This is a genomic window from Mesonia sediminis (assembly GCF_042684705.1).
Classification (GTDB): domain Bacteria; phylum Bacteroidota; class Bacteroidia; order Flavobacteriales; family Flavobacteriaceae; genus Mesonia; species Mesonia sediminis.
In genome coordinates, this window is record NZ_JBHULZ010000026.1 from 224,704 (window position 1) to 238,142 (window position 13,439).

Genomic DNA, 13,439 nt, shown 5'->3' on the forward strand with positions numbered 1-13,439 from the left:
TTTAGGCTTTGGTTTTGTAGCCGTATCGAGTAATGATGCTACTCAATATCCAGAAGACAGCTTTTATAACATGTGGCAATTTGCCCGAAAACACAACTTTACTTTCCCGTACCTTTACGATGAAACCCAAGCGGTTGCCCGGACCTATCAGGTCGCATGTACGCCAGATTTTTATATTTATAACGCTTCCGCGGAATTGGTTTATCACGGCCAATTAGACGATGCGAGACCGCAAAATGGTATCGCGGTAAACGGAAGAAGTGTTCGTGAAGTCTTGGATGCGTTATTCAATAGTAGGAGCATTCCAAAACCTCAAAAACCTAGTGTAGGCTGCAGCATTAAATGGAAAAAAGAAAAAAGTCACTCGTAAGGAGTGACTTTGTTGATAATGGATTTACTTAAATTTAGGCTTTGATAAGTTCTACCTCAAAAATTAACGTAGCGTTAGGCGGAATTACTCCTCCAGCTCCCTGTGCTCCATAACCTAAATGGGCAGGAATAACAAATTTGGCTTTATCGCCTTGGTTCAATAACATAATTCCTTCGTCCCAGCCTGCAATCACGTGCCCCATTCCTACAGGAAACTGTATAGGTTGGTTACGTTTAAAAGACGAATCAAATACAGTACCATCAGCTAACATGCCTTTGTAATGTACAGAAACGGTATTACCTTTTTTGGGTTTTGGTCCTTTACCTTCTTGAGTAATGGTATGTTGACAGCCGGGTTGTCGACCAGCGCCTGTTTAAACGAAACATCGTTAAATTTTACATACAGGCTTTCATCTGCATTTGTATTTGCATCATCATCAGACGAGCAGCTTGCCAATGCTGCAAAAGCGATTAAAGCAACACTTCATAAGTTTTTTTCATTTTTTTAAAAAACTGAGCCTGAAAAGTTGTACTGCCGCCTAATAAGAATAAGCATTGTAATATAAGTCTCATAGCTTAAAATGAATTTAAAGAGCGTGCACCCAGCTGGTTAAGCTGAATGCACTGCAAATAGATTGGATTAGTTTTTAATGAATTTAAAAGTTTTATTTTGCTGATTTGCTTTTACTTGAATAAAGTAAACACCAGCTGACAGGTGATTCAAATTCATCTTTAATTCTTTAGTGGTATGCACCTTTTTACCGGCCATAGAAAAAACGCTTATTTCATCAACTTGATCTATTCCATTTAGATTTACGCTACCTGCCGAGGGGTTTGGGTAGATAGAAATGGTATCTAAAATATTTTGCTCAATCCCTAAAGTACAAGTAGTATAACCATAAATGGTGTTAGGGTCTTTATCTGAGTCTATAGTCCAAGAAGTACCAGGGCTACTTGCAGGAGGCGTAAACCCATTATCTAATTGCACACAAGAAAGATTAGGACAATTGGTTGCATTAAATTGATAAATTGAAGTATTATTGGCGTTAGCCATATTTATAATTTGTAAGTTAGCGTTATCTGAAACATAAAGAGTGTTTAAAGATGGTAGCATCGAAACATCTATACTAGAGAAAAGATTATCTTGTAGCTCTAAGTGATATATGTTTGGATTATTTGTAACATCTAAAGAAGTTAAATCGTTATCTCCTATATACAATTGTGAAAGTACCGGGTTGTTAGATAAGTCTATACTGGTAAGATCATTTTCTACTAATTTTAAACTTGTAAGCTGAGCTAATGAAGAAAGATCTATAGAAGTAAAATTATTAGTATTTGCCTCTAATTCTTCTAAAACGGTATTGCTAGAAAGATCTATTGTGCTAAGATTGGTATTGTTTACTTTTAATTTTTCTAAATTAGTAAAACTACTTACATCTATACTTCCTAATGGGTTATCACTCAAATAAGCAATGGTAACGATTGATGTATTGGGTAAGGTTAAGCTAGAAGCAGTTAAATTATTAGAATATATAGCAAACACAGTTAAATTTGTTTGATTGCTTAAATCTAAACTGCTCAAATTATTTATGTGCAAGTTTAACATTTCAATAGCTGGATTATTACTTAAATCTATCGTTGTTAATTGATTAAGCCCAGCCGACAAATAAACTAAGTTGGAGTTATTAGAAACATCTAAAGAGGTTAATTGATTGTTATTTAAGCTTAAGGCCTCTAAATTTACATTGGTACTTAAATCTATCGAGGCAAGACTTTGCGTGTAGTCTGCTCCTAATGTGATAAGATTGGTAAGTCCTGTTACATCTAAAGTTGTTAATGGATTAAAGGCTATTGAAATTTTAGTTAAAGCTGTATTAGCAGTAAAATTGGCAAAACTAATATTATTATTAGCTAAGAATACTTCCGTAATATTTGTAAAAGCCTCTAAACCGGTAAGATCTTGAATGTTTAAATTAGGAGCAGAAATTACACCGGTAAAAGCCTGTGCCTCTGCAAAACTAATTTCTCCATCTCCATTAGTATTTATTCCTGTATTACTAATTAAAACATTTTTTAAATCTGGATCTGGGATGTGTACATTTTGAGCAAAAAGGCTAGCACTAGCTAAGCAAAATAATGAGAGTAATGTTTTTTTCATTTAGAGAGGTTTTTAATATTCACCCCAAAAATCTGATAATGATTAGTTTAATTTAATCAAAAATTGCTGAATGCCGTTATTTAGTTGCTGAATGCATATTATAATTTTTAAACTACAATACTAGCCAATTTGCAAGCCGTTAGGTATTTTTGTTTCGGGTTTTAATAAAACAACATCGTCTTTTTGCACTGCCCCCAAAACCAAACACTCGCTCATAAAATTGACAATTTGCTTTTTAGGAAAATTAATCACAGCTATCACTTGTTGTCCTATCAGCTCTTCCTTGCTATAGCGTTTGGTAATCTGTGCAGAAGTTTTGCGTGTGCCAAGCTCTGGTCCAAAATCTAACATTAATTGATAAGCTGGTTTTTTAGCCTCGGGAAAATCCTTTACATCTATAATGGTAGCCACCCGCATTTCAATCTTTTTAAAATCCTCCCAAACTATAGTTTCCAAATTATTTTAACTTTCAAATTAACTCTAAATGTAGTAATTTTAGATAAAACTTGTCCATGAAAAGAGAATCTTCTACTGTAAAATTAGGTGAAAAATACCACGACTTTTTACTACCCGATGCCATTACCAAAGATTTGTATACTTTTAAAGACATACAAGGAGAATTGGGCACGGTTGTTATGTTTATAAGCAATCACTGCCCTTATGTTAAGCTAGTTGCTTCAGAACTCGTTCGCATTGCCAACGATTACAGAATATTAGGCTTTGGTTTTGTAGCCGTATCGAGTAATGACGCTACTCAGTATCCAGAAGACAGCTTTTATAACATGTGGCAATTTGCCCGAAAACACAACTTTACTTTCCCGTACCTTTACGATGAAACCCAAGCGATTGCACGGGCCTATCAGGCCGTTTGTACTCCAGATTTTTATATTTATAACGCTTCCGCGGAATTGGTTTATCACGGCCAATTAGACGATGCCAGACCGCAAAATGGTATTGCGGTAAACGGAAGAAATGTTCGTAAAGTCTTAGACGCGTTATTCAATAGTAGGAGCATTCCAAAACCTCAAAAACCTAGTGTAGGCTGCAGCATTAAATGGAAAAAAGAAAAAAGTCACTCGTAAGGAGTGACTTTGTTGATAATGGATTTACTTAAATTTAGGCTTTGATAAGTTCTACCTCAAAAATTAACGTAGCGTTAGGCGGAATTACTCCTCCAGCTCCCTGTGCTCCATAACCTAAATGGGCAGGAATAACAAATTTGGCTTTATCGCCTTGGTTCAATAACATAATTCCTTCGTCCCAACCTGCAATCACGTGCCCCATTCCTACAGGAAACTGTATAGGTTGGTTACGTTTAAAAGACGAATCAAATACAGTACCATCAACTAACATGCCTTTGTAATGTACAGAAACGGTATTACCTTTTTTAGGTTTTGGTCCTTTACCTTCTTGAGTTATGGTATAATGCAAACCAGACTCGGTTTTACTCAAACCTTCGGTTAAGGCCTTTAGTTTATCCTCTTCTCTTTTCTTAGCTTCGGCTTCTCTTTTTTCTTTCTCTTCATTAAAACTCTTGAAGTTAGCAGCTGCATCAAACTGTTGTGCTTCTTCTCCAACTCGTTCTATACTTAGCTTTTCAATCTGGTCACCCTGCTCAATGCTATCAACTATATCTTGACCTTCTACAACTTCTCCAAAAACCGTATGCTTGCCATCTAGCCAAGGCGTTTCAACGTGTGTGATAAAAAACTGACTTCCGTTTGTACCAGGACCTGCATTAGCCATTGACAATATTCCTGGCTTATTATGCTTTAAATCAGGGTGTATTTCATCGTCAAATTGATATCCTGGTCCGCCAGCCCCTGTACCATTAGGATCACCCCCTTGGATCATAAAATCGGAAATAACACGGTGAAATTTAAGACCGTCGTAATACGGCGTACCTTTTGCTTTTGCATCGTTTTTTATATTTCCTTCAGCAAGACCTACAAAATTTCCTACTGTCCCTGGTGTTTTATCGTGGTGTAATTTTACCAATATTTCGCCCTTAGTGGTTGCGAACTTGGCATAGATTCCGTTTTCCATAATTTATTTTAATTTTTTAAAGTGCAAAGATAAGTCTTCTTGAGGGTTTTTCTAAAAAACAAGAAACCCAAAATTTAAAATTTTGGGCTTCTTTGCATTTATAATGTATTTCTAATTAGCCACTTCACTCATAAACTTGATGCGGTAAAGCCTGAGTTCTTCTTCTTCGTAGTCGCCATCAAACTCATCCATCGCTTCGTCTATTTTATCGCTTTCTGCCTCTAAAAAATACTCTTGTAATTCTTCTTGCTGATCTTCATCTAAAATTTCATCTATCCAGTAAGAAATATTCAGTTTGGTTCCACTATAGACAATTGCTTCAAGTTCTTTAATAAAATCATCCATCGATAAGCCTTTTGCGCTGGCAATATCGGGTAGCGGTAATTTTCTATCTACATTCTGTATAAAATAGAGCTTATTACTACTATTAGCACCGGTAGTTTTTACTACCATATCATCGGGTCTTATGATCTCATTATCTTCTACATAACGTTGTATGAGGCTTACAAACTCTTTACCGAATTTTTTGGCTTTACCTTCACCTACCCCATGAATGTTTCCTAACTCTTCAATAGAAATCGGATATTTTGAAGCCATATCTTCCAACGAAGGGTCTTGGAATACCACATAAGGAGGTACATCTTTTTTTTGCGCTACCTTTTTTCGTAAATCTTTAAGCATTTTCATCAATTGCTCATCGGTTGCACTAGCCGCTTTATTTTGTTGAGCGGCTTTGTTTTGTTCTTCTTCGGTATAAATATGATCTTCAGACATCATAAAAGAACTAGGACTTTCTAAAAAAGCTTTACCTTCTGCAGTCAGTTTTATAACGCCATAGGTTTCAATATCTTTTTTGAGTAAGCCTTTTATCAGAACTTGTCTAATTAAAGCCATCCAATAAAATTTTGGCTTTTCCTTTCCTTTTCCAAAAATGGGAAGCTCATCTGTTTTGTGCGATTTGATCATAGCGTTTACTTCTCCCACCAATGTTTTAACCAAGTCTTTAGCTTTATAAATCGATTTGGTTTTCTTAACGGTATTTAAAAGTAGAACCACTTCATCTTGGGCTTCTTTTTGGGTTTTGGGAAAACGAACGTTGTCATCCATATCGGCTCCTTCACCGGTCTCGCTATCAAAGGCTTCTCCAAAATAATGCAAAATAAATTTACGTCTTGAAATAGAAGTTTCCGCGTAAGCGACAACTTCTTGCAGTAAAGCAAAACCTACTTCTTGTTCGGCTACAGGTTTACCACTCATAAATTTTTCTAGCTTTTCTATATCTTTATAAGCGTAAAAAGCTAAGCAATGCCCTTCTCCCCCGTCGCGACCAGCTCTACCGGTTTCTTGGTAATAGCTTTCAATACTTTTGGGGATGTCGTGATGAATTACAAAACGCACATCTGGTTTATCTATTCCCATACCAAAGGCAATGGTGGCCACCACCACATCTACCTCTTCCATCAAAAACATATCTTGATGTTTAGCTCGGGTTTTACTATCTAACCCAGCATGGTAAGGTACTGCCGATATACCGTTTACTTGCAGCGTTTGCGCAAGTTCTTCTACTTTTTTTCTAGAAAGGCAATAAATGATTCCGCTCTTCCCTTTGCGCTCACGCACAAACCGAATAATGTCTGCGCTTACTTGAGCGGTTTTGGGTCGCACTTCATAATATAAATTTGGCCGGTTAAAAGAAGCTTTAAAGGTATTAGCTTTTGGCATACCTAAATTTTTCAAGATATCTTCTTGCACCTTTGGTGTGGCCGTTGCCGTTAAAGCAATTATAGGTATATCATCGCCTATACGTTTTATAATCTTGCGTAAATTTCTGTATTCTGGCCTAAAGTCATGCCCCCATTCGCTTATACAGTGTGCTTCATCTATAGCTAAAAAAGAAATTTTTTGCGAACGCAAAAAATCAATATACTCTTCTTTGGTTAAAGATTCGGGTGCCACATATAATAACTTTGTAATACCGTTTTCAATGTCGCTTTTAACCTGTTTAACTTCGGTTTTATTTAGCGAAGAGTTCAAAACGTGCGCTACTCCTTTTTCCGAAGAAATACCTCTAATGGCATCTACTTGATTTTTCATTAAAGCTATTAAAGGGGAGACAACAATTGCTGTTCCTTCTTTTATCAAGGCAGGTAATTGGTAACATAGAGATTTACCACCTCCCGTAGGCATAATCACAAAAGTGTGCTCACCATTAATAATGCTTTTTATTACTTGTTCTTGCAGGCCTTTAAATTGGTCAAAGCCAAAATACTTTTTTAGTTCCTGATGTAAATCGATTTCTGTCAAACTGATATTTTAGTGTTACAATTTTACATACCTTTGTCAGTCTAAAGATATATATTTCTTTAGTATTGGCAAATCGAAATTTAAAAAATTGATGAAAGATTCTCAAATCCTTTCTTTTGCAAAAGACACTATTAAAAATGAGGCAGCCGCAATTGCCCAATTAGAAAACTTTTTAACTCAAGATTTCCCCAAAGCTGTAAATTGTATCTATCATAGCAAAGGGCGCGTGGTTATTACAGGAATAGGTAAAAGTGCCATTATCGCACAAAAAATAGTAGCTACTTTAAACAGTACTGGCACACCGGCAATTTTTATGCATGCTGCCGATGCTATTCACGGCGATTTAGGGAATATTCAAAAAGATGATGTTGTAATATGTATTTCTAAAAGTGGAAACACCCCCGAAATTAAGGTACTCGTACCGCTAATTAAGAATTTTAATAACAAATTGATAGGTCTCACCGGTAACAAAGATTCTTTTTTGGGTCAACAAGCCGATTTTGTTCTGAATGCCTATATTGAGCAGGAAGCTTGCCCTAATAATTTGGCCCCTACCACGAGTACCACCGCTCAATTAGTGATTGGCGATGCTCTTGCGGTAAGCTTGCTTCATCTTAAAGGTTTTTCTAGTAAAGATTTTGCAAAATACCACCCTGGGGGTGCTTTAGGAAAAAAACTCTATTTGCGCGTAGCCGATATTACGGCCCAGAACAATCTACCTCAAGTAGCTCCTAACAGTAAAATTTCTGATGTTATTGTAGAGATTTCTGAAAAAATGTTAGGAGCAACGGCAGTTATTGAAAAAGGCGATATACTAGGAATCATCACCGATGGTGACATTAGAAGAATGTTGCAAAAAAGTCAAGATATCAATCAATTAACAGCTCGTGATATTATGGGCGAAGCGCCTAAAACTATCGACAACCAAGCTTTAGCTTTAGAGGCTAAAAATATGCTTGAGCACTTTGGTATTTCTCAGCTAATTGCAACAGAAAAGGGCAGTTATAAAGGTATTGTACACCTGCACAACTTAATAAAAGAAGGTATCATCTAAAGTATGGCGACAAAGACAAAGAAAAATCCTCAAGAAATGTCATTTCTAGATCATCTAGAAACCTTGAGATGGCATTTAATTCGTTCAATAATAGCAGTAGTAGGAGTAGCCTTTATCGCTTTCTTTTTAAAGGATTTAATTTTCGGAATTCTATTTGCTCCTAAGGATGCAGATTTTATAACCTATAAAGTTTTATGTAATTTGGCGCAAAGCCTTGGCTTGGATGAGAGTTTTTGTTTTAACGAAATTCCGTTTAGAATTCAAAGTAGAACTATGAGCGGCCAGTTCTCTGCTCATATGTGGACATCGATAACCACCGGCTTTATTGTGGGGTTCCCCTATATTTTGTATGAACTTTGGCGTTTTATTTCACCGGCTTTGCACCCCAACGAACGCAATGCATCACGAGGTTTTATAGTTATTGCCTCCCTTTTATTCTTTACGGGAGTACTTTTTGGTTATTATATTGTCTCTCCCCTATCTATAAACTTCTTAGGTAGCTACCAAGTAAGCGAGCAAGTGTTTAATGATATTGACTTAAGCAGTTATTTCGGATTAGTTCGCGCTTCGGCACTGGCTAGTGGCGTGATTTTTGAGCTACCCATTATAATTTACATTTTAACCCGTATAGGCTTGGTTACACCAGAGGCACTTAAAAAATATAGAAAATTTGCCTTGGTCGGAATTTTAATTTTATCGGCCATCATAACGCCTCCAGATATTGCTAGCCAAATAGTCGTGGCCATACCGGTTTTAATTTTATACGAGATAAGTATATTTATTTCGGGTTATGTCATCCGTAAAGAAGAAAAAAAATTAAAGAAAGAGAAAAATATTATCCGAAAAAATGAGTAATCAAGTAGAAGAATTTAATACGTACCGCGCCAAGATGAACACCAAAATCTTAGGTGAAAACAATAAAGTTCTAAAACGAATTTTTAATTTAGACACCAACGCTTTCGCGGAAGGAGCTCTAGATATAAAAACCAAAGAGCTACTAGGTCTAGTAGCTTCGTTAGTGTTGCGTTGTGACGATTGCGTACGCTATCATTTAGAATCAAGTTTTAAAAATGGCGTAAACAAAGATCAAATTATGGAAACCTTAAGTATTGGTACACTTATAGGTGGGACCATCGTGATACCTCACCTACGAAGAGCACACGAATACTGGGAAGAATTAGAAAACCACTACTCAAATCAATAACGATATGATGAAACTGCGCGCAGAAAACTTGATGAAATCCTATAAAGGTAGAAAGGTAGTTAAAGGCATCTCGGTAGAGGTAAAACAAGGTGAAATTGTAGGCCTATTAGGTCCCAACGGAGCAGGAAAAACCACTTCTTTCTACATGATTGTTGGTCTTATTAAACCCAATGGCGGTAACATTTTCTTAGATCAAAAAAATATTACCAATTACCCCATGTATAAACGCGCGCAAAACGGTATTGGTTATTTGGCTCAAGAAGCCTCTGTTTTTAGAAAGCTTAGCATAGAAGATAATATTATGAGTGTATTGCAACTTACCAAACTTTCTAAAAAAGAGCGTCAATATAAAATGGAGAGCCTTATAGATGAGTTTAGTCTAGGACATATTAGAAAAAACCGAGGCGATTTATTATCGGGAGGCGAACGCCGACGAACAGAAATTGCTCGAGCCTTAGCCACAGACCCAAAATTTATCTTGCTAGACGAACCTTTTGCTGGGGTAGATCCAGTGGCCGTTGAAGATATTCAGCGTATTGTCGCACAACTCAAAGATAAAAATATAGGTATCCTTATAACAGACCACAACGTTCAGGAGACACTAGCCATTACAGATAGAACTTATTTAATGTTTGAAGGTAGTATATTAAAACATGGGCAACCTGAAGACTTGGCCTCTGATGAAATGGTTCGCAAGGTGTATCTAGGACAAAATTTTGAATTGCGTAAGAAAAAACTTTTCTAAGCTTAAGCTGATGCCGATTTTCGCACAAAAACACTTAACAACACATAACCCAAGATAATACAAGGAACGGCCAAAAACTGGAAAAAACCTATACCCAATACACAAGCGAAAACAAACAGAAATCTAAACCAGTTTTCTTTAAAATTAAGGTTCTTGAACTTCAACGCAAACAAAGGAATTTCTGCATTTAAAATAATCGCGCTAAAAACACATAATCCAATCAACACTACTGGCAACTTTGTAACCGTTGCTAACCAAGATTCGGGATGGTAGTGAATTATAAAAGGTAAACTAAGAATTAATAAGGCGTTGGCGGGCGTAGGCAAACCAATGAAAGAACTGGTTTGTCGCTCGTCTATATTAAATTTAGCCAAGCGATAAGCCGAACCTAAGGGTATTAAAAAAGCAAACAAAGACCAAGCATAAAAAGATAAATTAAAAGTCTTATCCTCCCAATTACTGTATAAAATCGCACTATTGGCAGGCAAATATTGCTCCAACAATTGAAACACGATTAAACCCGGCACCAAACCACTAGTTACCATATCGGCCAGCGAATCAAGTTGTAAGCCCAAATCGCTTTTGACATCTAAAGCTCTAGCAGCCAACCCGTCAAAGAAATCGAAAAAAATTCCTAGGCATATAAAAATACCGGCTAATAACAATTGGTTATTCAAGGCGCAAACAGCCGCTATACTTCCTGAGAGTAAGTTGAGTAAGGTTATAAGGTTAGGAATATGTTTTTTCATAAGGTATTAGGTGTTTCAAACAAATCAAATATAGCCTGTACACGATAGCAAAAGCAATATAAAGCACAAAATTAAGTTAATAAAAAATAAAATAAGATATTTGCAAAAAAGAAAACCTTGACAAAACAGGCGCTTTATATTCTAATTCTACTCCTAGGCATCGGTTTACAAGCACAAACGGCTCGTAAATATTCTAACGAATTTTTAAACATAGGAGTAAACGCAGCTGCATTTGGAATGGCCAACGCCGTAACCGCCACTACAGACGACGTGTATGCTGGATATTGGAACCCCGCCGGACTCACCCGCATCGAAGATCACGAAATTGCGCTAATGCACGCCAACTATTTCGCCAATATCGCCAATTATGACTACCTAGGATCGGCTTTAAAAATAGATGACGAAAGTAGTCTTGGGATACACGTTTTGCGTTTTGGTGTAGATAATATTTTAAATACTACACAACTTATAGACGATCAAGGTCAAATTGATTATGACCGTATTAGCCTATTCTCGGCGGCAGACTATGCTTTTACGTTTTCTTATGCCAAGAATTTACCGCTCGAAGGTTTTTCTTTTGGTGTAAATGCCAAAGTGATTCACCGCATAATAGGTGAATTTGCTAATTCTTGGGGATTTGGGCTAGATGCTGGCATTCAGTTTCAAGGCAAAAACGGGTGGGAGTTTGGTGCTATGGCACGAGATATTACTACTACCTATAATACTTGGAGTATCGATGAAGATGCCTACAGCCAAGTACAAGATGCCGTTGAAGGGCAAAACCAAGAATTACCAGAAACTACAGAAATAACTTTACCAAAACTGCAATTAGGAGTGGCCAAAAATTTTCGCATTCGATACGATTGGGACATTAAAGCAGCCCTTGATTTGCAAATGCGATTTGCACAAACACAAGATTTAATAGCAACAGAAGCGGTAAGTGTAAGTCCTGCACTTGGCTTTCAAGTAGGCTACCTAGACTTGGTTTATTTACGAGGCGGTGTAGGTAACTTTCAAAATGTAGAACAACTTGAAGGCGGTTCAAAAGTTGGTTTTCAGCCAGGATTCGGGTTAGGTTTTAAATACAAGGGAATACATATAGATTATGCCTTTACCGATATTGGTGATCAAAGTGTAGCGCTCTACTCTAATGTATTCTCACTTAAAATTGACTGGCGTGTTTTTAGATAAGTTGTTACCAAAAACAGTACTTCAAAAGTTGACTTACTGCGTTTTAAGCGGTTTACTTTTGGCTTTAGCCTGGCCTACTTACGGCTTTCCTTTATTATTATTTTTAGGATTTGTTCCTTTATTATTGGTAGAGTACCAGCTGCTTCTAGAAAACAAAAAAAGCAGTGTGGTTTTAGGCTATGCTTTTACCACTTTTCTGGTGTGGAACAGTATCACCACCTTTTGGATCTACTACTCTACTGCCTTCGGGATGGTGTTCGCCTTATTGGTTAACTCCTTGCTTATGAGTTTGGTGTTTTTCTTATTTCACAAAGTGCATCACTGGTCTCACAACAACCGAATTGCTTATATTTTTCTGGTAGGATGCTGGATTGGATTCGAGTATATGCATTTGCATTGGGAATTTTCTTGGCCTTGGCTTAATTTAGGAAATGGTTTTGCTACTTATTATCAATGGATTCAATGGTATGAATACACGGGCACCTTTGGCGGAACCCTTTGGGTCTGGTTGGTTAATTTGCTAATATTTTTCAGCTTAATGGCAACGCAACCAAAAAGAATCAACATACTACGAGCAATGGCTGTTTCTTTTGTGCTTTTGCCCATTGGTGTTTCTTATCTCATTTTTCCCGATTACGCTTCCGCGGAAGCTAAAGAAGAATATATAGAGACTTTAATTTTACAGCCCAATATCAATCCGTATACAGAGAAATATAACACTACCGATAAAAGAGTGGGCGATTTATTACTAAAACTAACAGAAGAAAAAATAACTTCAAACACCCAATTAATACTGGCCCCAGAAACGGTTTTTGCCGATGGAACCAATATTGATTCTTGGTCCTTTTCAGTTGCCAAGCGACAGGTAGAAGAATTAAAAAACAAGTACCCGAATACCGCTTTTATTGGAGGCATTTCATTTTATAAACTAATCAAAGATGAGGCAAAAATTGAAAAACAAACCAATTTTGCGCGTCCTGGTCTTTGGTTTAACGACTACAATTCGGCTATTGCAGTGGTTCCCGGTCGTGAAGATGATTTTTATCACAAATCAAAATTAGTGGTTGGGGTGGAGAACTTTCCCTACCAAGATTGGCTAAAGCCTATTCTAGGAAATGTGATGATAGACCTAGGTGGTACAGTAGCTATGAAAACCACTCAACCCGAACGTAGCGTTTTTGAGCTAACCGACCAAACCAAGGTAGCTCCTATTATTTGTTATGAATCGGTTTATGGTGAATATGTGGGAGGCTATGTAAATAACCAAGCACAGATTTTGGCAATTATTACTAATGATGCTTGGTGGGAAGATACGCAAGGCCATCAACAGCACTTAAGTTATGCGCGCTTACGAGCCATTGAGCACCGTAGGGCTGTGGTTCGCAGTGCCAATACTGGTATTTCTGCCGGCATACTACCCAACGGAGAAATCACTCAAAAATTAGGGTATGAAAAGCAAGGCAGTCTTTTGGTTAACTTACCGCTTGAGAACAAAATTACTTTTTATGCCCGTTTTGGCGATTACATCGCTAGAATAGGTATATTTCTTGCTATTTTTAGCTTTCTATTGGCTTTAAGTCAAAAGTTACGAGACAAAAAAATAAAATAAGTTAATTACT

At 36.9% G+C, this 13,439-nt stretch carries 13 protein-coding genes and 1 pseudogene; 8 read left to right on the top strand and 6 right to left on the bottom strand.

All coding sequences use genetic code 11. The features are described from left to right. A partial coding sequence (locus tag ACFSQ0_RS06725) for a thioredoxin family protein (protein ID WP_379045988.1) occupies nt 1-370 on the top strand: 370 nt, incomplete at its 5' end. A gap of 34 nt (nt 371-404) precedes the next feature. Here the strand turns inward: ACFSQ0_RS06725 and ACFSQ0_RS06730 are convergent. The 3 genes and pseudogenes from ACFSQ0_RS06730 to ACFSQ0_RS06740 all read right to left on the bottom strand — a co-directional run. Beyond that, nucleotides 405-695: pseudogene (locus ACFSQ0_RS06730) on the bottom strand (FKBP-type peptidyl-prolyl cis-trans isomerase); the annotation flags it as partial. A 314-nt stretch (nt 696-1,009) separates the two neighbouring features. Next, complete coding sequence (locus ACFSQ0_RS06735; RefSeq protein ID WP_379045991.1) at nt 1,010-2,527, bottom strand: T9SS type A sorting domain-containing protein; 1,518 nt, start codon at nt 2,525-2,527, stop codon at nt 1,010-1,012. A 120-nt stretch (nt 2,528-2,647) separates the two neighbouring features. Then, the gene (locus tag ACFSQ0_RS06740) at nt 2,648-2,983 is read right to left on the bottom strand and encodes a tRNA-binding protein (protein WP_379045994.1); all 336 of its coding nucleotides are present in this window, start codon (nt 2,981-2,983) and stop codon (nt 2,648-2,650) included. Between the two features lie 56 nt (nt 2,984-3,039). Between ACFSQ0_RS06740 and ACFSQ0_RS06745 the strand changes: the two genes are divergently transcribed. Next, the gene (locus tag ACFSQ0_RS06745; RefSeq protein WP_379045997.1) at nt 3,040-3,609 is read left to right on the top strand and encodes a thioredoxin family protein; all 570 of its coding nucleotides are present in this window, start codon (nt 3,040-3,042) and stop codon (nt 3,607-3,609) included. A 34-nt stretch (nt 3,610-3,643) separates the two neighbouring features. Here ACFSQ0_RS06745 and ACFSQ0_RS06750 read toward each other — a convergent pair whose 3' ends face one another. Beyond that, nucleotides 3,644-4,573: a peptidylprolyl isomerase gene (locus tag ACFSQ0_RS06750; protein WP_379046000.1), complete on the bottom strand. Its 930-nt coding sequence runs from the start codon at nt 4,571-4,573 to the stop codon at nt 3,644-3,646. Between the two features lie 111 nt (nt 4,574-4,684). Then, nucleotides 4,685-6,883 (bottom strand): DNA helicase RecQ, encoded by a 2,199-nt coding sequence (gene recQ, locus ACFSQ0_RS06755; protein ID WP_379046203.1) that lies wholly within the window; start codon nt 6,881-6,883, stop codon nt 4,685-4,687. An 85-nt stretch (nt 6,884-6,968) separates the two neighbouring features. Between recQ and ACFSQ0_RS06760 the strand changes: the two genes are divergently transcribed. Genes ACFSQ0_RS06760 through lptB form a run of 4 tightly spaced genes read left to right on the top strand, consistent with a single transcriptional unit; the run spans nt 6,969 to nt 9,880 of the window. Further along, nucleotides 6,969-7,931, top strand: coding sequence for a KpsF/GutQ family sugar-phosphate isomerase (locus ACFSQ0_RS06760; protein ID WP_379046003.1), 963 nt, complete (start codon nt 6,969-6,971; stop codon nt 7,929-7,931). 3 nt (nt 7,932-7,934) lie between these two features. Further along, a complete protein-coding gene (tatC, locus tag ACFSQ0_RS06765) occupies nt 7,935-8,786 on the top strand; it encodes a twin-arginine translocase subunit TatC (RefSeq protein WP_379046006.1) in 852 nt (283 codons plus the stop codon). Beyond that, complete coding sequence (locus ACFSQ0_RS06770; RefSeq protein ID WP_147862784.1) at nt 8,779-9,135, top strand: carboxymuconolactone decarboxylase family protein; 357 nt, start codon at nt 8,779-8,781, stop codon at nt 9,133-9,135. Before tatC ends, ACFSQ0_RS06770 begins: the two co-directional genes overlap by 8 nt. Nucleotides 9,136-9,142: 7 nt before the next feature. Next, nucleotides 9,143-9,880: an LPS export ABC transporter ATP-binding protein gene (lptB, locus tag ACFSQ0_RS06775; RefSeq protein ID WP_379046206.1), complete on the top strand. Its 738-nt coding sequence runs from the start codon at nt 9,143-9,145 to the stop codon at nt 9,878-9,880. 2 nt (nt 9,881-9,882) lie between these two features. On the opposite strand, the gene ACFSQ0_RS06780 is transcribed toward lptB, so the two are convergent. After that, nucleotides 9,883-10,629: a CDP-alcohol phosphatidyltransferase family protein gene (locus ACFSQ0_RS06780; protein ID WP_379046010.1), complete on the bottom strand. Its 747-nt coding sequence runs from the start codon at nt 10,627-10,629 to the stop codon at nt 9,883-9,885. 117 nt (nt 10,630-10,746) lie between these two features. Here ACFSQ0_RS06780 and ACFSQ0_RS06785 point away from each other — a divergent pair, with 117 nt between their 5' ends. Together ACFSQ0_RS06785 and lnt are read left to right on the top strand one after the other, a co-directional pair. After that, nucleotides 10,747-11,820 carry a putative type IX sorting system protein PorV2 gene (locus ACFSQ0_RS06785; RefSeq protein WP_379046013.1) on the top strand — a complete coding sequence of 358 codons (1,074 nt, stop codon included), beginning with the start codon at nt 10,747-10,749 and terminating at the stop codon, nt 11,818-11,820. Continuing rightward, complete coding sequence (lnt, locus tag ACFSQ0_RS06790; protein ID WP_379046015.1) at nt 11,807-13,429, top strand: apolipoprotein N-acyltransferase; 1,623 nt, start codon at nt 11,807-11,809, stop codon at nt 13,427-13,429. The genes ACFSQ0_RS06785 and lnt overlap by 14 nt, the downstream gene beginning before the upstream one ends. Nucleotides 13,430-13,439: the final 10 nt, after the last annotated feature.

Bases quoted from the DNA above. Each gene is read 5' to 3' on its own strand.
- ACFSQ0_RS06770 (WP_147862784.1), top strand. From the start codon at position 8,779: ATGAGTAATCAAGTAGAAGAATTTAATACGTACCGCGCCAAGATGAAC.
- ACFSQ0_RS06780 (WP_379046010.1), bottom strand. From the start codon at position 10,629: ATGAAAAAACATATTCCTAACCTTATAACCTTACTCAACTTACTCTCA.
- ACFSQ0_RS06760 (WP_379046003.1), top strand. From the start codon at position 6,969: ATGAAAGATTCTCAAATCCTTTCTTTTGCAAAAGACACTATTAAAAAT.
- lptB (WP_379046206.1), top strand. From the start codon at position 9,143: ATGAAACTGCGCGCAGAAAACTTGATGAAATCCTATAAAGGTAGAAAG.
- ACFSQ0_RS06735 (WP_379045991.1), bottom strand. From the start codon at position 2,527: ATGAAAAAAACATTACTCTCATTATTTTGCTTAGCTAGTGCTAGCCTT.
- tatC (WP_379046006.1), top strand. From the start codon at position 7,935: ATGGCGACAAAGACAAAGAAAAATCCTCAAGAAATGTCATTTCTAGAT.
- ACFSQ0_RS06750 (WP_379046000.1), bottom strand. From the start codon at position 4,573: ATGGAAAACGGAATCTATGCCAAGTTCGCAACCACTAAGGGCGAAATA.
- ACFSQ0_RS06745 (WP_379045997.1), top strand. From the start codon at position 3,040: ATGAAAAGAGAATCTTCTACTGTAAAATTAGGTGAAAAATACCACGAC.